The organism is Enterobacter sp. EGD-HP1 (assembly GCF_000733275.2).
In the GTDB taxonomy this organism is placed as follows: Bacteria; Pseudomonadota; Gammaproteobacteria; order Enterobacterales; family Enterobacteriaceae; genus Enterobacter.
The window spans coordinates 196,187-214,251 of record NZ_AVOP01000023.1 but is presented as its reverse complement, the minus strand read 5'-3'; the positions used below and the strand labels follow the sequence as shown (position 1 = coordinate 214,251).

General features: G+C 61.8%; 19 protein-coding genes. 8 read left to right on the top strand and 11 right to left on the bottom strand.

The window, feature by feature from the left end; translation table 11 throughout:
- Positions 1 to 29 precede the first annotated feature (29 nt).
- From fepC to fepD, 3 genes are read right to left on the bottom strand one after another with little or no spacing between them, the layout of a single operon-like run.
- Entirely contained in the window at positions 30 to 824 is a 795-nt protein-coding gene (gene fepC / locus N037_RS14690; RefSeq protein ID WP_032641788.1) for an iron-enterobactin ABC transporter ATP-binding protein, read from the bottom strand.
- Entirely contained in the window at positions 821 to 1,813 is a 993-nt protein-coding gene (gene fepG, locus N037_RS14685) for an iron-enterobactin ABC transporter permease (RefSeq protein WP_032641786.1), read from the bottom strand. The genes fepC and fepG overlap by 4 nt, the downstream gene beginning before the upstream one ends.
- Positions 1,810 to 2,814 (bottom strand): Fe(3+)-siderophore ABC transporter permease, encoded by a 1,005-nt coding sequence (fepD, locus tag N037_RS14680; protein ID WP_032641784.1) that lies wholly within the window; start codon positions 2,812 to 2,814, stop codon positions 1,810 to 1,812. Before fepD ends, fepG begins: the two co-directional genes overlap by 4 nt.
- Before the next feature lie 108 nt (positions 2,815 to 2,922).
- Here fepD and entS point away from each other — a divergent pair, with 108 nt between their 5' ends.
- On the top strand, positions 2,923 to 4,149 hold the full coding sequence (gene entS / locus N037_RS14675; RefSeq protein WP_032641781.1) for an enterobactin transporter EntS: 1,227 nt from the start codon (positions 2,923 to 2,925) through the stop codon (positions 4,147 to 4,149).
- A 77-nt stretch (positions 4,150 to 4,226) separates the two neighbouring features.
- On the opposite strand, the gene fepB is transcribed toward entS, so the two are convergent.
- Positions 4,227 to 5,186, bottom strand: coding sequence for a Fe2+-enterobactin ABC transporter substrate-binding protein (gene fepB, locus N037_RS14670; protein ID WP_032641780.1), 960 nt, complete (start codon positions 5,184 to 5,186; stop codon positions 4,227 to 4,229).
- 188 nt (positions 5,187 to 5,374) lie between these two features.
- Here fepB and entC point away from each other — a divergent pair, with 188 nt between their 5' ends.
- From entC to entH, 5 genes are read left to right on the top strand one after another with little or no spacing between them, the layout of a single operon-like run.
- Entirely contained in the window at positions 5,375 to 6,550 is a 1,176-nt protein-coding gene (gene entC, locus N037_RS14665) for an isochorismate synthase EntC (RefSeq protein WP_032641778.1), read from the top strand.
- 9 nt (positions 6,551 to 6,559) lie between these two features.
- Positions 6,560 to 8,170 carry a (2,3-dihydroxybenzoyl)adenylate synthase EntE gene (gene entE / locus N037_RS14660; RefSeq protein WP_032641775.1) on the top strand — a complete coding sequence of 537 codons (1,611 nt, stop codon included), beginning with the start codon at positions 6,560 to 6,562 and terminating at the stop codon, positions 8,168 to 8,170.
- A gap of 10 nt (positions 8,171 to 8,180) precedes the next feature.
- Positions 8,181 to 9,035, top strand: coding sequence for an isochorismatase (locus N037_RS14655; protein WP_032641774.1), 855 nt, complete (start codon positions 8,181 to 8,183; stop codon positions 9,033 to 9,035).
- A complete protein-coding gene (gene entA, locus N037_RS14650; protein WP_072163977.1) occupies positions 9,035 to 9,787 on the top strand; it encodes a 2,3-dihydro-2,3-dihydroxybenzoate dehydrogenase EntA in 753 nt (250 codons plus the stop codon). The genes N037_RS14655 and entA overlap by 1 nt, the downstream gene beginning before the upstream one ends.
- Complete coding sequence (gene entH, locus N037_RS14645; RefSeq protein ID WP_023334856.1) at positions 9,788 to 10,201, top strand: proofreading thioesterase EntH; 414 nt, start codon at positions 9,788 to 9,790, stop codon at positions 10,199 to 10,201.
- A gap of 89 nt (positions 10,202 to 10,290) precedes the next feature.
- Here entH and N037_RS14640 read toward each other — a convergent pair whose 3' ends face one another.
- Genes N037_RS14640 through N037_RS14630 form a run of 3 tightly spaced genes read right to left on the bottom strand, consistent with a single transcriptional unit; the run spans position 10,291 to position 12,573 of the window.
- The gene (locus N037_RS14640; RefSeq protein ID WP_032641771.1) at positions 10,291 to 11,403 is read right to left on the bottom strand and encodes a M20 family metallopeptidase; all 1,113 of its coding nucleotides are present in this window, start codon (positions 11,401 to 11,403) and stop codon (positions 10,291 to 10,293) included.
- Positions 11,404 to 11,416: 13 nt separating this feature from the next.
- A complete protein-coding gene (locus N037_RS14635) occupies positions 11,417 to 11,881 on the bottom strand; it encodes a YjiG family protein (RefSeq protein WP_023334858.1) in 465 nt (154 codons plus the stop codon).
- Positions 11,878 to 12,573: a nucleoside recognition domain-containing protein gene (locus N037_RS14630; RefSeq protein WP_032641769.1), complete on the bottom strand. Its 696-nt coding sequence runs from the start codon at positions 12,571 to 12,573 to the stop codon at positions 11,878 to 11,880. The genes N037_RS14635 and N037_RS14630 overlap by 4 nt, the downstream gene beginning before the upstream one ends.
- A 268-nt stretch (positions 12,574 to 12,841) precedes the next feature.
- Here N037_RS14630 and cstA point away from each other — a divergent pair, with 268 nt between their 5' ends.
- Both cstA and N037_RS14620 read left to right on the top strand, forming a co-directional pair.
- Positions 12,842 to 14,947: a pyruvate/proton symporter CstA gene (cstA, locus tag N037_RS14625; protein WP_032641767.1), complete on the top strand. Its 2,106-nt coding sequence runs from the start codon at positions 12,842 to 12,844 to the stop codon at positions 14,945 to 14,947.
- A gap of 59 nt (positions 14,948 to 15,006) precedes the next feature.
- Positions 15,007 to 15,204, top strand: coding sequence for a YbdD/YjiX family protein (locus tag N037_RS14620; protein WP_006809671.1), 198 nt, complete (start codon positions 15,007 to 15,009; stop codon positions 15,202 to 15,204).
- Here N037_RS14620 and N037_RS14615 read toward each other — a convergent pair.
- The 4 genes from N037_RS14615 to N037_RS14600 all read right to left on the bottom strand — a co-directional run bounded on the left by N037_RS14615 (position 15,201) and on the right by N037_RS14600 (position 17,956).
- On the bottom strand, positions 15,201 to 15,605 hold the full coding sequence (locus N037_RS14615) for a helix-turn-helix domain-containing protein (protein WP_010428455.1): 405 nt from the start codon (positions 15,603 to 15,605) through the stop codon (positions 15,201 to 15,203). The genes N037_RS14620 and N037_RS14615 overlap by 4 nt on opposite strands.
- Positions 15,577 to 15,882 (bottom strand): type II toxin-antitoxin system RelE family toxin, encoded by a 306-nt coding sequence (locus N037_RS14610; protein WP_032641766.1) that lies wholly within the window; start codon positions 15,880 to 15,882, stop codon positions 15,577 to 15,579. The genes N037_RS14615 and N037_RS14610 overlap by 29 nt, the downstream gene beginning before the upstream one ends.
- 184 nt (positions 15,883 to 16,066) lie before the next feature.
- On the bottom strand, positions 16,067 to 16,810 hold the full coding sequence (locus N037_RS14605; protein WP_032641764.1) for an SDR family NAD(P)-dependent oxidoreductase: 744 nt from the start codon (positions 16,808 to 16,810) through the stop codon (positions 16,067 to 16,069).
- 57 nt (positions 16,811 to 16,867) lie between these two features.
- Entirely contained in the window at positions 16,868 to 17,956 is a 1,089-nt protein-coding gene (locus N037_RS14600; RefSeq protein WP_032641762.1) for an oxidoreductase, read from the bottom strand.
- Positions 17,957 to 18,065 lie beyond the last annotated feature (109 nt).

The following is an 18,065-nucleotide window of genomic DNA, read 5'->3' as shown; positions in this document are numbered from 1 at the left end:
CCGGGTAAGGCGCAGCCGCCACCCGGCAATTACCGCCGACCTAACGGCACAACCAGCGGCGTGCCCGCCACCGGATCGTCAATAATCATGCAGCGCATGCCGTAGATCCGCTCGATCAGCTCCGGCGTCACAATCTCCTTCGGCGCGCCCTGCGCCACAATCTCACCGTCGCGTAGCGCAATCAAATGCGTGGCGTAGCGGCACGCCTGGTTCAAATCGTGCAGCACCGCCGCCAGGGTGTACCCCTGCGTGCGGTTCAGCTCGCTCAGCAGCTCCAGCAGGTCAATCTGATGGCTGATGTCGAGCCAGGTCGTCGGCTCGTCCAGCAGCATGATGGAGGTCTCCTGCGCCAGCACCATCGCGATCCACGCGCGCTGACGCTGCCCGCCGGAAAGGGTGTCCACGCTCTGCTGGGCCAGATCGGTAATCCCCGTCGCCCGCATCGCGCGCTTCACGGCTTCGTCGTCGTCCTTGCGCCAGCGGGTGAACAGCGGCTGGTGCGGATAGCGCCCGCGCGAGACCAGCTCCTGTACCGTGATGTCTCCCGGCGTGGTGGCGTTCTGCGCCAGCAGCCCAATTCGGCGCGCAACCTCTTTGCTGGCAAAGCGCTGGATCTGCTCCCCGTCGAGGAACACGCTGCCTTCAGCCGGCGTCATCAGGCGGCTCAGCGTGCGCAGCAGGGTCGATTTGCCGCAGCCGTTCGGCCCGATGATTGCCGTAAAATGGCCGTCCGGAATGGCGACGGACAGGTCACGGGCAATGATTTTTTTGCCGTAGCCGAGGGTGAGGTTTTCGCCGCGCAAGCGGGTGGTTGTGTCTGTCATTTCCTGCGTGACTCCTGAACGAGCAAGACGATGAGGTAAATCCCGCCGAGGCTGACGGTCACCACGCCCACCGGCAGCTGATAAGGCATAAACAGCCGCTGGGCGCAGAGATCGGCGGCCAGCAGCAGCAGCGCGCCGCACAGCGCCGCCTGGGTTAAGCCCCAGCGCGCCGTCCCGCTAAGACGGCGGGCGATGTGCGGTGCCACGAGGGCGATAAACGAGATCGGCCCGGCGATGGCGGTAGACGCTGCGGTCAGCAGTACCGCGACCAGCATCAGCATCAGGCGCGAGCGCTCAACGCCCACGCCCAGCGCGCAGGCGCTGTCGTCGCCCATCTCCAGCAGGCGCATGCGCCGCACCAGCAGCAGCGCGCCGATAAACATCAGGATAATCAGCGGCGCGGCGGGCCAGGTTTTGCCCCACGTCAGGCCGTTGAGGGAACCGGCGTACCACAGCCCGGCGGAGAGCGCGGTTTCCAGCGAAGCCTGTAGCAGAAGCCAGGTGTTAAACGCCATCAGCATGGCGCGGATGCCGATCCCGATGATGATCAGGCGGAAGGTGTCGATGCCGTTGCGCCAGGCCAGCGCCCAGATCAGTAATGACGTCAGAATGCCGCCCGCCATCGCCGTAAAGGTAATCGCCGTCAGGTGTTGACCAAACAGCACCATCGCCACCAGCACGCCGCTCCAGGCTCCGGTGTTGAGGCCCATCACGTCCGGGCTGCCGAGCGGGTTACGCATCAGCGACTGGAATATTGCACCGCTCACGCCGAGCGCCGCGCCGACCAGAATTGCCATCGCCACGCGCGGCAGTCGCCACTCCGTCACTACCATGGTGACGTTGCGCGGCGCGCTGCCGAGCAGGGCGTTAAAGACCTGCGCAAAATCGAGCGTGACCGCGCCGCTGCGCAGGCTCCAGACCGCCAGCAGCAGAATGGCGATAAGCAGCAGCGAGACGCTGGTGACTAAACGACGGGACGGGGCCATCATGCGCCACCTCCGCGTTTACGACGAACCAGGAAGATCAGCACCGGCGCGCCGATAAAGGCGCTGACCACCGAGACGCGCAGCTCGCCGGGCACCAGCAGGCGGCCCAGCACGTCGGCAAACAGCAGCAGGGCAGGGGTGGCCAGCAGCGTCACCGGCAGCGACCAGCGGTGATCCGCCCCCACCAGCCAGCGCGCCATGTGCGGCATCATCAGGCCTATAAAGGCAATCGGGCCGACCACCGCGGTCGCGCTGCCGCACAGAACCGTGATGGCGAGCAGACCAATCAGCTGCGTGCGCGCCACGCGGTTGCCGAGGGCGGTCGCGGTGTCGCTGCCGAGGCTCAGGCTGTTGAGCGCGCGGCTTAAAAACAGCGTCACGGCGGCAGCGATAATGACCGGGAACGCCACCACTTTTAACGTTTCAAGGGTGCGGATATCCAGCGAACCGGCCTGCCAGAAGCGCAGCTGGTCGTAAACGTCCGGGTTGAGCAGGGCGATGCCGTTGGACAAGCCCTCCAGCACCGCCGCGAGCGCCACGCCCGCAAGCGTCAGGCGGACCGGACTCAGCTGCCCGCCGCCCTGGCTGCCGGTAAAGGCGACGACCAGCGAGGCGGCCAGCGCGCCGCAGAAGGCCATCGCCAGCTGTTCGGAAGGTGAGGTCAACCCGAACAGCGCCGCGCCGAGCACGATGGCAAAGCTGGCGCCGGAGTTAACGCCGAGAATGCCGGGGTCCGCCAGCGGGTTACGGGTAAGGGTTTGCATCAGGGCACCGGCAAGGCCGAGCGCGCCACCCGCCAGCAGTCCGGCAAGCGTGCGGGGCAGTCGGGCGTCGAGCACGATGATGCAGTCAGCGCTCCGGCAGGTGCCGGTGAGCGCATCAATGATAACGGACGCGGGCAGCGGCTTCGCGCCGACCAGCAGGCTGAGTGCAACCGCAAGGCTCAGGAGCAGCAGTAAAACGGGCACGGCAACGGCGCGCACCGCAGAAGAGGAAAACGACATAGCAACATCCATGATTTGATAATGATAGTGATTATCGTTATCTATCTTATTTGGCTATGTTAGCATGTGCGCCCATGGAATGGGTAGAATTACACTCAAGGCTTTGTCATGAATCAAAAATCCTGGCTGCTTAACCTCAGCCTGCTGAAAACGCACCCGGCGTATCGCGCCGTTTTTATCGCTCGCTTTATCTCCATTTTGTCCCTCGGGCTGCTCGGCGTGGCCGTGCCGGTACAGATCCAGACCATGACGCACTCCAGCTGGCTGGTGGGGTTATCCGTCACCTTAACCGGCGGGGCGATGTTCATCGGCCTGATGGTCGGCGGCGTGCTGGCGGACCGCTACGAGCGGAAAAAACTGATCCTGCTGGCGCGCGGCACCTGCGGCGTGGGCTTTATCGGGCTTTGTCTGAACGCGATGCTGCCGGAGCCGTCGCTGATCGCCATTTACGCGCTGGGGCTATGGGACGGTTTCTTCGCCTCGCTGGGCGTGACGGCGCTGCTGGCGGCCACGCCCGCGCTGGTCGGGCGCGAGAACCTGATGCAGGCGGGGGCGATCACCATGCTTACCGTGCGCCTCGGCTCGGTGATTTCACCGATGGTGGGCGGCCTGCTGCTGGCGACCGGCAACGTGGCGTGGAACTACGGGCTGGCGGCGGCGGGGACCTTTATCACCACCCTGACCCTGCTGCGCCTGCCGCTGCTGCCGCCTCCGCCGCAGCCGCGCGAGCATCCGCTGAAATCGCTAATGGCCGCTATTCGTTTCCTGTTCAGCAACCCGCTGATTGGCGGCATTGCGCTGCTCGGCGGCCTGCTGACGATGGCGAGCGCGGTGCGCGTGCTGTACCCGGCGCTGGCGGGAGAGTGGCAGATGAGCGCCTCGGAGATTGGCATTCTCTACGCCGCCATTCCGCTCGGCGCGGCCTGCGGGGCGCTGACCAGCGGGAACCTGGCGCAGGGCGCGCGTCCGGGGCTGATTATGCTGCTTGCCACGCTGGCCTCGTTTGTCGCCATCGGCTTCTTCAGCCTGATGCCGGTGTGGGCGCTGGGCGTGCTGTGTCTGGTGATCTTCGGCTGGCTGAGCGCCATCAGCTCGCTTTTGCAGTACACCCTGATCCAGACCCAGACGCCGGAAGGGATGCTCGGGCGCATTAACGGCCTGTGGACGGCGCAGAACGTGACGGGCGATGCGATTGGCGCGGCGATCCTCGGCGGGCTGGGGGCGATGATGACCCCGGTGGCTTCGGCGAGCTGCAGCGGGTTTGCGTTAGCGATGGTTGGCGTAATTTTATTGGCGGTTTTGGTGGAGTTGCGTCGGTTCAGGCAGAACCTGTAGGTCGGGTAAGGCGTAGCCGCCACCCGACTAAACGCCCGGTGGCGCTGCGCTTACCGGGCCTACGGGAAACGTGCCTCTTATTTAAAAATTGAATTCAAACGCTGCAACACCAACATCGCGCTGTAATAATCCAGGCGGAACGTCTCGGTTCCCAATGCCCAGACCCGTTTGTTTTTCACCGACGGCAGATGCGCCAGCAGCGGGTTGGCGTAAATCGCATCCACGTCTTTCTGGTCGCCGGCAAACACAAACAGCCCTTCGCCGTTCAGCCCCGTCGCCAGGTTTTCTCCACCTAATTGAATAATGTCGTGGCGTTTGCCCTGGCTTTTGGAGGTCTGCAGCCCGGCGGGCAGCTCCGCCAGCGTAAATCCCAGCTGGTGCAGCAGCTTGCCCTGCGCGGATTCCGCGGTCCACAGGTTGGCGCTGTGCGCGGCGGCGGAGTAGACGATGGCGTTTACCGGCTGCGGCGGCAGCGTCATCTGCTGCTTCACCTGGGCGAGCTGTTTATCGAAGGCAGCGATGCGCTCTGCGGCCTGTGTTTCCTGCCCGGTGATCGTCCCCAACTGGGTCAGCAGTTCCTGCCAGCTTTTGTCGTCGTAGTTAATGATAAGCGTCGGCGCGATGGCAGAGAGCTGATCGTACAGCGCCAGCGCGGAATCCCCGCCGGTAGCGCTTACCAAAATCAGATCCGGCATCTGGGCGGCAACCGCTTCGGCGCTCGGTTCGCCGATGTATAGCCGCGCGACCTTGCGCTGTTTCGCAATATCACCCCACTGACGCAAAAAGCCCTGCGCATCCGCCACGCGGTTGTTCGGCGTGGTCGCGCCGCTGGCAACGACCGGCGCGTCAATCGCCAGCAGGGAGCCGGTTAAGGTCACGCTTGTGGAGACAATGCGCGTCGGTTTGCTCTCAAGCGTGTGAACGCCGCGGCTGTCGGTCACCTGACGCGGCCAGTCGGCGGCAGCGGCTGAGGCAAGTCCTAAAACAAAAAGTCCAGATATAAGCAGGGTATTACGGAATAGGGCAGGGAATTTCACAGCGCGACATCCTGTTTTTGTTGAAGATAATGCTTCTCATTTTCATAGCTACCGCGAAGGGATGCAAGCTTTTGTCGCACAAGTTGTTTGCCCGACGGTTGACAGCGAAGCGATGTGGGATTAGGTTAGCCGACGAAAATATAAATGATAATCATTATTGCTTCTTTTATCATTTTGAGGAGGATGATATGGATACGTCCCTGGCTGAGGAAGTTCAGCACACCGCAACCACGCTGGAATCAGACCGCTTTTTCTTTATGTCGCCCTACCGCAGCTTTAGCACGTCCGGCTGTTTTGCCCGCTTCTCTGAACCCGCCGTTGGCGGCGACGATCCGGCGGGGCACTTCCAGCAAAAATTAGCCCAGGCCTTCCGGAATGCGAAAGCCAACGGCATCGCTCATCCGGTGATGGTCGGGGCTATCCCGTTCGATACCCGCAAGCCATCCTCTCTGTTTATTCCGCAGCGCTGGCAGACCTTTTCCCGCCCGGCGCGTCAGCAGTCCGCACGCTATTTTTCCGGCTCGCAGGCGCTGAAGGTGGCACAACGCACCGAGATCCCGCCGCAGCCCGTGTTCGAAGAGATAGTCGCCCGCGCCGCGTCGCTGACCGCCACGCCGCAGGTGAACAAGGTCGTGCTGTCGCGTCTGATCGACATTGCGACCGACAAACACATTGATAGCGGTGCGTTGATGGAGCGTCTTATCGCTCAGAACCCGGCGAGCTTTAACTTCCACGTGCCGCTGGAAGACGGCGGCGTGCTGCTCGGTGCGAGTCCGGAACTGCTGCTGCGTAAAGAGGGCGCGCACTTTAGCTCGCTGCCGCTGGCAGGCTCGGCGCGCCGCCAGCCGGACGACGTATTGGATCGCGAAGCGGGCAATAAGCTGCTGTCCTCCGAAAAGGACCGTCACGAGCACGACCTGGTGACCCAGGCGATGAAGGCCATTCTGGCACCGCGCAGCCACCGTCTCAGCATGCCGGATTCTCCTCAGCTCATCACCACGCCGACGCTGTGGCATCTGGCGACGCCGGTCGAAGGTGACGCGCGTGAAAATGAAAACGCCCTGACGCTGGCCTGCCTGCTGCACCCGACCCCGGCGCTGAGCGGTTTCCCGCATCAGGCGGCAAAAGAGCTGATCGCCGAGCTGGAGCCGTTCGACCGCGAGCTGTTCGGCGGCATCGTCGGCTGGTGCGACAGCGAAGGCAACGGCGAGTGGGTGGTGACTATCCGCTGCGCGCGTCTGCATAAAAACACCGTTCGCCTGTTTGCCGGTGCGGGCATTGTTCCCGCCTCTTCGCCGGTGGGCGAGTGGCGCGAAACCGGCGTGAAGCTCTCCACCATGCTCAACGTTTTTGGTTTGCACTAAGGAAGACTCATGACCATTCCCTTTACCCGCTGGCCTGAGGAATTTGCGCGGCGCTACCGCGAAAAAGGCTACTGGCAGGATCTGCCGTTGACCCACATCCTGACGGACCATGCGGACAGCGACGCGGTCGCGATAATTGACGGCGATCGCCGCATTACCTACCGCGCGTTTAATCAGGCGGTGAACAACCTGGCGTCCGCCCTTCAGGCGCAGGGGCTGCACCGCGGCGAGACCGCGCTGGTGCAGCTCGGCAACGTGGCCGAGTTCTACATCACCTTCTTCGCGCTGCTGCAAATCGGCGTCGCGCCGGTGAACGCGCTCTTTAGCCACCAGCGCAGCGAGCTGAACGCCTACGCGGAGCAGATCAAACCCGCCGTGCTGATTGCCGATCGCGACCACGCGCTGTTTGCGGGCGATGATTTTCTCAACGCCTTTGTGGATGCGCACCGCTCGGTACGCGTCGTCCTCCTGCGAGGCGACAGGGGCGAACACGCGCTGGAAGCGGCGATTGCGCGTCCGGCCGACAACTTCATCCCGAACCCGACGCCCGCCGACGAGGTGGCCTTCTTCCAGCTCTCCGGCGGCAGCACCGGCACGCCGAAGCTGATCCCGCGCACGCATAACGACTACGACTACAGCATCCGCCGCAGCAACGAGATCTGCGGCATCACCGCCGAAACGCGTTACCTGAACGCGCTGCCCGCGGCGCATAACTACGCCATGAGCTCGCCGGGATCGTTAGGCGTCTTCACCGCGGGCGGCTGCGTGGTGCTGGCGAACGATCCGAGCGCCACGCTCTGCTTCCCGCTGATTGAACGGCATCAGGTTAACGTCACCTCGCTGGTGCCCCCGGCGGTGAGCCTGTGGCTGCAGGCAATTGCCGACGGCGCGGGGAATACGCAGCTCGCATCCCTCAAGCTGCTGCAGGTGGGTGGCGCACGCCTCTCCGCCACGCTTGCGGCGCGCATTCCGGCGGAAATCGGCTGCCAGCTTCAGCAGGTGTTCGGCATGGCGGAAGGGCTGGTGAACTACACCGCCCTCGATGACGCGCCGGAGCGCATCATCAACACCCAGGGCCGTCCGATGTGCCCGGACGACGAAGTGTGGGTGGCGGACGAGCACGGCAACCCGCTGCCGCGCGGCGAGGTTGGGCGTCTGATGACGCGCGGGCCGTATACCTTCCGCGGCTATTTCAACAGTCCGGAACACAACGCCAGCGCTTTTGACGCCGACGGCTTTTACTGCTCCGGCGATCTGATTGCCATTGACGAGCAGGGCTACATCACCGTGCAGGGGCGCGAGAAGGATCAGATCAACCGCGGCGGTGAGAAGATCGCCGCCGAAGAGATTGAAAACCTGCTGCTGCGCCACGAGGCGGTGATCCACGCCGCGCTGGTGAGCATGGAGGACAGCCTGCTGGGTGAAAAAAGCTGCGCGTATCTGGTGGTAAAACAGCCCCTGCGCGCGGTGGAGGTGCGCCGCTTCCTGCGCGAGCAGGGCGTTGCCGAATTCAAGCTGCCGGACCGCGTGGAGAGCGTGGATGCGCTGCCGCTGACGCCGGTCGGCAAAGTCGATAAGAAACAGTTGCGCCTGTGGCTTGCTGAACGCGCCCGGGGCTGAGGAACAGAGTATGGCCATTCCAAAATTAACCGCTTACGCGCTGCCGACCGCCGCAGAGCTGCCGACCAGTAAAGTGAACTGGGCGTTTGAACCTGAACGCGCAGCGCTGCTGATCCACGATATGCAGGAATACTTCCTGAACTTCTGGGGCGAAAACAGCGCGATGATGCAGCAGGTGGTGGCGAATATCGCCAGACTGCGCGATTACTGTAAAGCGCATAATATTCCGGTCTACTACACCGCCCAGCCGAAAGAGCAGAGCGACGAAGACCGCGCCCTGTTGAACGACATGTGGGGGCCGGGCCTGACCCGCTCGCCGGAGCAGCAGCGTATCGTCGCTCAACTGACGCCGGACGAAGCCGACACCGTGCTGGTGAAGTGGCGCTACAGCGCGTTCCACCGCTCGCCGCTGGAGCAGATGCTGAAGGAGACGGGCCGCAACCAGCTGCTGATTACCGGCGTCTACGCCCATATCGGCTGCATGACCACCGCCACCGATGCCTTTATGCGCGACATCAAGCCGTTCTTTATCGCCGACGCGCTGGCGGATTTCACCCGCGATGAGCACCTGATGTCGCTGAACTACGTGGCCGGGCGCTCTGGCCGCGTGGTGATGACCGACGAGCTGCTGCCGTCCGTTCCGGCGACCAAAGCCGCGCTGCGCGAGCTAATCCTGCCGCTGCTGGACGAGTCCGACGAGCCGATGGATGACGAAAACCTGATCGACTACGGTCTGGATTCGGTGCGCATGATGGCGCTGGCCGCCCGCTGGCGCAAAGTGCACGGCGATATCGACTTCGTGATGCTGGCCAAAAATCCCACAATCGACGCCTGGTGGGCGCTGCTCTCCCGCGAGGTGAAGTGATGGGATTTGATTTCACCGGTAAAACCGTCTGGGTGACGGGGGCGGGGAAAGGCATTGGCTACGCGACGGCGCTGGCGTTTGTTGACGCGGGCGCGCAGGTGACCGGGTTCGACCTGGCGTTTCCGCTGGGTGATTATCCGTTCGCCACCGAAACCCTCGACGTGGCGGATTTTGCTCAGGTCAGCGATGCGTGTGGCCGTTTGCTTAATACCCTTGAGCGGCTGGACGTGCTGGTCAACGCGGCGGGCATTCTGCGCATGGGGGCGACGGACCAGCTCTCGCAGGAGGACTGGCAGCAGACCTTCGCGGTCAACGTCGGCGGCGCGTTCAACCTGTTCCAGCAGACGATGGGCCAGTTTCGCCGTCAGCAGGGCGGGGCGATAGTCACCGTGGCGTCCGACGCGGCGCACACGCCGCGCATCGGCATGAGCGCCTACGGTGCCTCGAAAGCGGCGCTGAAAAGCCTGGCCCTGACCGTCGGGCTGGAGCTGGCGAGCAGCGGCGTGCGCTGTAACCTGGTGTCGCCAGGCTCAACGGACACCGATATGCAGCGCACCCTGTGGAAAAGCGACGACGCGGAGCAGCAGCGCATTCGCGGCTTTGGCGAGCAGTTTAAGCTCGGCATTCCGCTGGGCAAAATCGCCCGTTCGCAGGAGATTGCCAGCACGGTGCTGTTCCTGGCATCCGATGCCGCCAGCCATATCACCCTGCAGGATATCGTGGTGGACGGCGGCTCCACGCTGGGGGCGTAAATGATCTGGAAACGTCATGTACCGCTCGAGGAGCTGAACGCCACCAGCCAGAACACGATGGTGGGGCATCTCGGCATCGTCTATACCCGTATCGGCAACGACACGCTGGAAGCGGAGATGCCGGTGGATGCGCGCACCCATCAGCCGTTTGGCCTGCTGCACGGCGGGGCATCCGCGGCGCTGGCGGAAACGCTCGGCTCAATGGCCGGTTTTCTGATGACCCGCGACGGGCAGAGCGTGGTGGGCACGGAACTTAACGCCACGCACCATCGCGCGGTGTCGCACGGCAGGGTGCGCGGGGTGTGCCAGCCGCTGCATCTGGGGCGCTCCAGCCAGAGCTGGGAGATCGTGGTCTTCGACGAGCAGGGGCGGCGGTGCTGTACCTGCCGGTTGAGTACGATGGTGTTGGGTTGAACGATGCAGAATTGCCGGGTGGCGGCTTCGCCTTACCCGGCCTACACCTCACACGTAGGCCCGGTAAGCGAAGCGCCACCGGGCAATGTTTACAGCATCGATACCACCTGCTTCAACAGACGAATTCGCGGGACAATCGACGCTTTATCCAGCCATTCCGCAGGGCTGTGGAATCCGGCGCCAATCGGCCCGAATCCGTCGAGCGTCGGGATGCCGAGCGCGGCGGTGTGGTTGGCGTCGCTACCGCCGCCGACCGCCTGCCAGGTAATGTCGATACCCTCCGCTTTTCCTGCCGCTTCAACCTGCTGCATCAGGGTCTGAGTCGCAACGCTTGCTGCCATCGCCGGTTTGTGATTCACCCGCGCAAGCGTCGTGGTCACGCCGTCTAAAAAGCCTTTTTCACATAACGCCTCCAGCGCCTGATTCACCCGATCGTACTCGTCGTTTTCCCAGAAGCGCACGTCGAGTTCGGCTACGGCGCTGTCCGCGACCACGTTCGCCGCGCTGCCGCCGTGAATCACCCCGACGTTGAGCGTGGTGCCGCGATCCCAGTCGGTTAGCGCATTAATCGCGATGATGCTGTTCGCCAGGGCGGTAATTGCCGAGCGGCCTTTCTCGGGGTCGTTACCCGCGTGCGCCGCCACGCCGCTGAAGGTGAGGTGATAGCCCGCCATCCCTTTACGCGCTTTTACCAGCGAACCGTCGGCGCGGGCGGCTTCGCAGACCAGCACGCAGCGGGAACGCTTTGCCAGCTCGCCGATCCATGCGTGCGAATGCACCGAGCCGGTCTCTTCGTCCGGGTTCATCGCCACGGCAATCGCGAGACGATCGTTGTCCGCGGCGTCGAGCTCGCGCATCGCCCACAAAATATTCAGAAGTCCGCTCTTCATATCCGAGACGCCGGGACCGTACAGGCGAGTATCGTCCTCGCTCATCGGGCGCTCGGCGACGGTGCCGGGGGCAAACACGGTATCCAGGTGCCCGACCAGCAGCACGTCAAAGCGTTCCGCCTGCGGTTTGTTGCTGACGAATACGCCGGGGCCCACCTTATCGCCCAGATTAACCTGCTCGGTATGCCAGCCTTCGCGCTGCCAGAGCTGCTGCATGATGCCTGCCACGGCGGCAACGCCCGCAATAGTCTGGGTGCCGCAGTCCACGTTCACCAGGGATTTCAGCTCTTCAATATAGTGGTCAAGATTCATGTTCACGTCCTGTTCAGAGAATAATGCGCATCAGCAGCATGGCTAAAAACGCGTTGACGACCGAGATGGCGATCATCAGCGGGATACGTTTGGCGCGGGTGCCGATCACGCCCAGAATGCGGCCCAGATACTGCACCTGCGAGCCCATCAGGTAGATGGCGGGCGCCAGGATCGCCAGGTGCTCGCCGGAGATAATGCCTTTATCAAACAGGCCGATGGCGACGCCGATCCCGCCGCCCATCGACATCCAGCCGCCAATCAGCACGGCGGCGGCTTCACCCGGCAGGCCGAACAGGCCCATCAGTGGGGCGAAGATCATGCCTAGCCCTTTCAGGGCACCGGTAATTTCCAGCGCTTTGATGATGATAAATGCCATCACCACGTTGGGCAGGGTGCTGCTGGTGGCAATGCTCCAGCCTTTGCGCGCGCCTTCGACGAAGACATCGGTAATCACGGGGTTAGACTGTGGGGCACTCATGCGGCGTCTCCTTTACGGGTGAAGGACAGGATCAATCGCAGCAGATTTGCGCCCACGATCTTCATGATGAACATGACGGCGATACAGGCTCCGATGGACGTGGGAACCGCCGCCGTGCCGTCAACGGCGACCAGCGTGAAGAGGATCGCCCCGGAAGAGAAAAAGTTGGTGATCATCGCCCCGGCGGAGAACTGGAACATGGCGAAAACGTCTTTCTCTTTTTCGCTGATTTGCCCTTCGTCTGACAGATTACGGGTAAGCGACGCGCCCACGTCGGTGCTTTGCAGGCTGCCAATCAGCGCCAGCCCGGTGGTGCCGGGAATGCCCAGCAGCGGGCGCAGCAGCGGGGTTAAGAGTTTGCGCGCGGCACGCAGGGCGCCATAGTGTTCCAGCACGTTGATCATCCCCAGCGCGAACATCACCGCGGGAATTAAACCGAGCGCGAAGAGAAACCCGTCCATCGCGCCGCTGCCGCCGGTGCCGCGAAAGGCGCTGCTGGCTGTGGTTAACGTACCGTCATCCAGACTGGCTTTACTGACCACTTTGCCAAACGCACCGTTGAGGGTGGTGAAATCAAAGACGCCGTACCACTCTTTTCCGCCTAACAGGCCGGAGAAGAAAACGGCTGCAAACGCCAGGGCGAAGTACGCGCCCGGCCTGACCTTATGATCCTGAGGTACAGAACTGTTCATATCCTTTTCCTTGTAAGCGCGCGATTGCGCAGGATCATTCTGTCGAGGTTATGAGCAAAAAAAATGATACAAATCATCCCGTAAGGCCGCGTCTGGCTGAAAAAGGCAAAAGTGTGACCAAGGACGTCGCGAAAGTGATCGGCTTAACAATGTGGTGTAAATCTCTGGTTTGACCACGCATTATTGCGTTTCAAAGTTGTTAAATTTTTCCGGTTGTTCTAGAAACAAAATGTAACATCTCACTGTTTCACAACAACGGATAACCACTATGAACAACTCAGGGAAATACCTTACATGGGCAGGGCTCTCCGTTGTGGGAGCCTTTGCCCTGGGCTATATCGCCCTCAACCGGGGGGAACAGATCAATGCGCTCTGGATCGTCGTCGCCTCCGTCTGCATTTATCTGATCGCGTACCGTTTTTATGGCCGCTATATCGCGAAGAACGTATTAGGGGTTGATGCGACGCGCATGACGCCTGCCGTCCGCCATAACGACGGGCTGGACTACGTGCCGACCGATAAAAAAGTGCTGTTCGGTCACCACTTCGCGGCGATTGCAGGAGCGGGCCCGCTGGTGGGGCCGGTGCTGGCGGCGCAAATGGGCTACCTGCCGGGGATGATCTGGATCCTCGCAGGTGTGGTGCTGGCGGGCGCGGTGCAGGACTTTATGGTGCTGTTCGTCTCCACACGCCGCGACGGCCGTTCGCTGGGTGAGCTGGTGAAAGAGGAGATGGGGGCAACTGCCGGGGGGATTGCGCTGGTGGCGACCTTTATGATCATGGTGATCATCCTCGCGGTGCTGGCGATGATCGTGGTGAAAGCGCTGACCCACAGCCCGTGGGGGACGTACACCGTTGCCTTCACCATTCCGCTGGCGTTGTTTATGGGGATCTACATTCGCTATCTGCGCCCGGGGCGCATTGGTGAAGTGTCGGTGATTGGCCTGGTGTTCCTGGTGTTCGCCATTATCTCCGGCGGCTGGGTGGCGGAAAGCCCAACCTGGGCGCCGTTCTTCGACTTTACCGGCGTTCAGCTCACCTGGATGCTGGTGGGCTACGGCTTTGTGGCGGCGGTACTGCCGGTGTGGCTGCTGCTGGCCCCGCGTGACTACCTCTCCACCTTCCTGAAAATCGGCACCATCGTCGGGCTGGCGATCGGCATTCTGATTATGCGCCCGACCCTGACCATGCCTGCGTTAACCAAATTTATTGACGGCACCGGCCCGGTCTGGACCGGTAACCTGTTCCCGTTCCTGTTTATCACCATCGCCTGCGGCGCGGTGTCCGGCTTCCACGCGCTGATTGCCTCCGGCACCACGCCGAAAATGCTGGCGAATGAAAATCAGGCCTGCCTGATTGGCTACGGCGGCATGCTGATGGAATCTTTTGTCGCTATCATGGCGCTGGTCTCGGCCTGTATTATCGACCCGGGCGTGTACTTCGCGATGAACAGCCCGATGGCGGTGCTGGCACCGGCCGGCACCGTTGACGTGGTGGCGTCCGCCGCACAGGTGGTGAGCGGCTGGGGCTTTGCGATTACCCCTGATACGTTGACGAGCATCGCCAGTGAAGTGGGCGAGCAGTCGATTATCTCCCGTGCGGGCGGAGCGCCGACGCTGGCGGTCGGCATGGCGTATATTCTTCACGGCGCGCTGGGCGGGCTGATGGACGTGTCGTTCTGGTATCACTTCGCCATCCTGTTCGAGGCGCTGTTTATCCTGACGGCGGTGGATGCGGGAACCCGTGCGGCGCGCTTTATGCTGCAGGACCTGCTGGGGGTGATCTCCCCGAACCTGAAGCGTACCGATTCGCTCCCGGCTAACCTGCTGGCGACGGCGCTGTGCGTGCTGGCGTGGGGCTACTTCCTGCACCAGGGCGTGGTCGATCCGCTGGGCGGGATTAACACCCTGTGGCCGCTGTTTGGTATCGCCAACCAGATGCTGGCAGGCATGGCGCTGATGCTCTGCGCGGTGGTGCTGTTCAAGATGAAGCGCCAGCGTTATGCGTGGGTGGCGTTAGTGCCAACCGCATGGCTGCTGATTTGTACCCTGACGGCGGGCTGGCAGAAAGCCTTCAGTCCGGACAACAAGGTGGGCTTCCTGGCGATTGCCAACAAGTTCCAGGCGATGATCGACAGCGGTAAGATCCCGGCGCAGTACACCGAGTCGCAGCTGTCTCAGCTGGTGTTTAACAACCGTCTGGACGCCGGGCTGACTATCTTCTTTATGGTGGTGGTCGTGGTGCTGGCGTTGTATTCTCTGAAAACCGCGCTGGCGGCGTTGAAAGTCGACAAGCCGACGGCGAAAGAGACGCCGTACGAGCCGATGCCTGAAAACCTGGAAGAGATTGTCACCCAGGCCAAAGGGGCGCATTAACCTGTGAGCCGGGTGGCGCTAGCGCTTACCCGGCCTATATTTCCTGTGAGACCAAAATTATGTTCGACACCCTCTCCAAAGCAGGTAAGTACCTGGGCCAGGCCGCCAAAATGATGATTGGCGTGCCCGACTACGACAACTACGTCGAGCATATGCGCGTCAACCATCCGGACCAGACGCCCATGACCTACGAAGAATTTTTCCGCGACCGCCAGGACGCCCGCTACGGCGGCAAGGGCGGGGCGAAGTGCTGTTAACCCTCTTTCGGTAAATAGAGGCTGATTTGCTCCTGCTTGCAGCCGTAAATGGCTGCCAGTTTTTCACGGGTGCGCTTTTGTGGGCGAGAGTCCAGCGCTTCCAGCTGTGACACGGCGGACTGGCTGATGCCGAGTTTCTCCGCCACCTCCTGCTGGGACATGCCGCGTAGGATGCGCCACGCGGCCTGCAGGCTGACGTTCTGCCAGGTCATGATGCTGCACACTTCTCCCGGCAATTCCACGTCATCCAGACTATCGTGTTCGACCTCAATATCCTCCAGATCGTCGTCGGTTTCGTCGTCAATTTCTGCCATCTGTAAGAGCATACGAAAATATTCGTGATAGGGAATAACGACGTACTGCGTTTTCCCGTTATCGTCCTTGATTAGCTGTACAGCCATAGTTGGCACTCTCCTCATGCAGGTAAGTCGTTGAAGTTCTGCGCTTGACGGCCAAAACATAACAATGGTCATCGGGATCGTCCCGAAGCGTATAAATGATGCGGTAATCGCCAACGCGTAGCCGGAAATGATCTTCTGTCGCCGATATTTTTTTGATATCGGGCCTGGGAGCCGAGCGGTCATCCAGCTCGGAGAGCTTCACCTCAATGCGACGCTGATACCGCTCGTGAATCTTTGAAAACGCCTTCTTTGCACCATTGGACCAGACAATCTTCATCCGTACCTCCACTGTACGCCCACACAAAATATAAGGAAATAATAAGACTATTAGATAAATTCCGAATTTCTAATGGGGGTACTGTAGAGCGGCGAAAAAACGGGAGAAAGCGGCAAAATGCGAACCGTCGAGAGCGCTCGGGAAGGCCTCTGTCGGGCGACAGAGGCTTGCAGGAAAAATGCGATCAGGCGTTCAAACCGCCGTCCACGTCCAGGCCGGTACCGGAGATCTGCCCGGCAGCCGAGCTGGCAAGAAACGTGACCGCCGCCGCGACGTCTTCCGGCTGGCCGTAATGACCCAACGCAATAAGCTGACGCTGAGAGTCAGCCTGTGCCCCGTCTTCCGGGTTCATATCGCTGTTGGTGGGGCCGGGGTGGACCAGGTTAACGGTAATACCGCGCGGCCCCAGATCGCGCGCCAGCCCGCGGGTGAGGGAGTTGAGGGCCGATTTGGTCATCGAGTAAACGGCAATGCCCGGCTGCGCCACGCGGTTTGCCAGACAGCTGCCGATGTTGATAATGCGCCCGCCGTCGGACATGTGCACCAGCGCTTCCTGAATGGCGATCACCACGCCGCGGATGTTGACGTTGATAAGGGCGTCAATATCCGCCAGCGTCATGGACTCCAGCGGGCCGCCGCGCGCGATCCCGGCGTTGTTGACCAGAATGTCCAGCCCGCCAAGGGAGCGCGCCGCATGGGTGACGGCATCCTGAATCGCCTGTGCGCTGGCGCTGTCCGCCTGTACGGCTTCGCTGTGTCGCCCCAGCACCTTAATCTCATCGGCGACCGCCTGGGCTTTATCGGCAGATTTTTCATACGTAATAATCACATCCGCACCGGCGCGCGCCAGCGAGAGTGCAATTGCCCGACCCAACCCGCGGCTGGCACCGGTAACCAGCGCCTTTTTACCTGTTAAATCGATCTGCATGATGACCTCGTTACGAGAGTGGTAAGAATCATCATTAGGTATAGCCTGTCGGCGAGATTAACGGCTGAAGGATTCCACTTTCTCAAACGCAGCGCGCAGAACGTCAGGCGTTAATGCAACCGGCAGATAGTGAATCGACTCCACCGGGCGCAGGGTGTGGGCAATGACCTTATCCAGCTCGTCGCGGTTGTGAATATCGACCTCCAGCTCGCGAAGCGTGGTCGGCAGATTGAAGCGCTGGTACGCCGCCACCAGCTGCGCCAGCACGTCGTCCTGGCCGAGCAGCGCGCTCTGCACCAGAATGCCGTAGGCCACCTTGGTGCCGTGCAGGTATTTTTCCGTCTGCGGCAGCACGGTTAAGCCGTTGTGCACCGCGTGCGCCGCCGCCACGCGGGTATAGCGCTCACCCAGACCGCCGACCATTCCGCCTCCGGCAATAATCGCATCCACCACGTCCCGGAACGCCTGCGTCTGTTCGCCGCGCTGCTGATCCGCAAGCGCTTCTTCGCTGCGTGCCAGCAGCACGTCACGGATCGCCAGCGCACCGTTGATGCCCAGCCGCACGGTCAGCGGCAGGTTTTCAGGCTGCGGGGCGAGCACTACCGCTTCGTACCACTTCGCCAGCGTATCGCCGATGCCCGCCAGCAGATATTCCGCCGGGGCGTTAAGGATGATCTGCGGCTCCACCAGCACCAGAAAGTTGGCGTCGTCAAAAATCTCAAACTGTAGCGCCTGACCGGCATCGTTGTACCAGACGGAGAGCGGGGTCCACGCCGCGCAGGTGGCGGCGATAGTGGGAATGCCTACGAACGGCACGCCCAGACGACGCGCCACGGCCTTGACGGTATCCATTACCGCACCGCCGCCCACGCCAATCACCACGCTGGTTTCACTACCAGACTCGTTCACCAGATGGGTGACGTCACTCTCGCTGCAATGGCCCTTAAACAGCAGATGTTTTGCCCCCGTCGCGTTAAAACTCTGCGGCAGATAAGGGCGTGCGCCCTCGATTGCCCGCTCGCCGTAGATCCACACCGCGCGGGAAAGCTGTTCCGGGGTAAAGAAGTTATCCAGCTGCGCAAGGCTTCCGGGATGAGAGAAGTAGTTCGCCGGGCCAGGCACGACGCGGATATCGGTGTTGCTCATGGTGTTGTCCTTTTTTAGCAAGCGCTAACCCGATGTTATGTCTGGACATCCGGATGGCTAATAATATTTCGCTTTATCTTATGCCTTTTCCGTCGTTGTCAGTCAACCG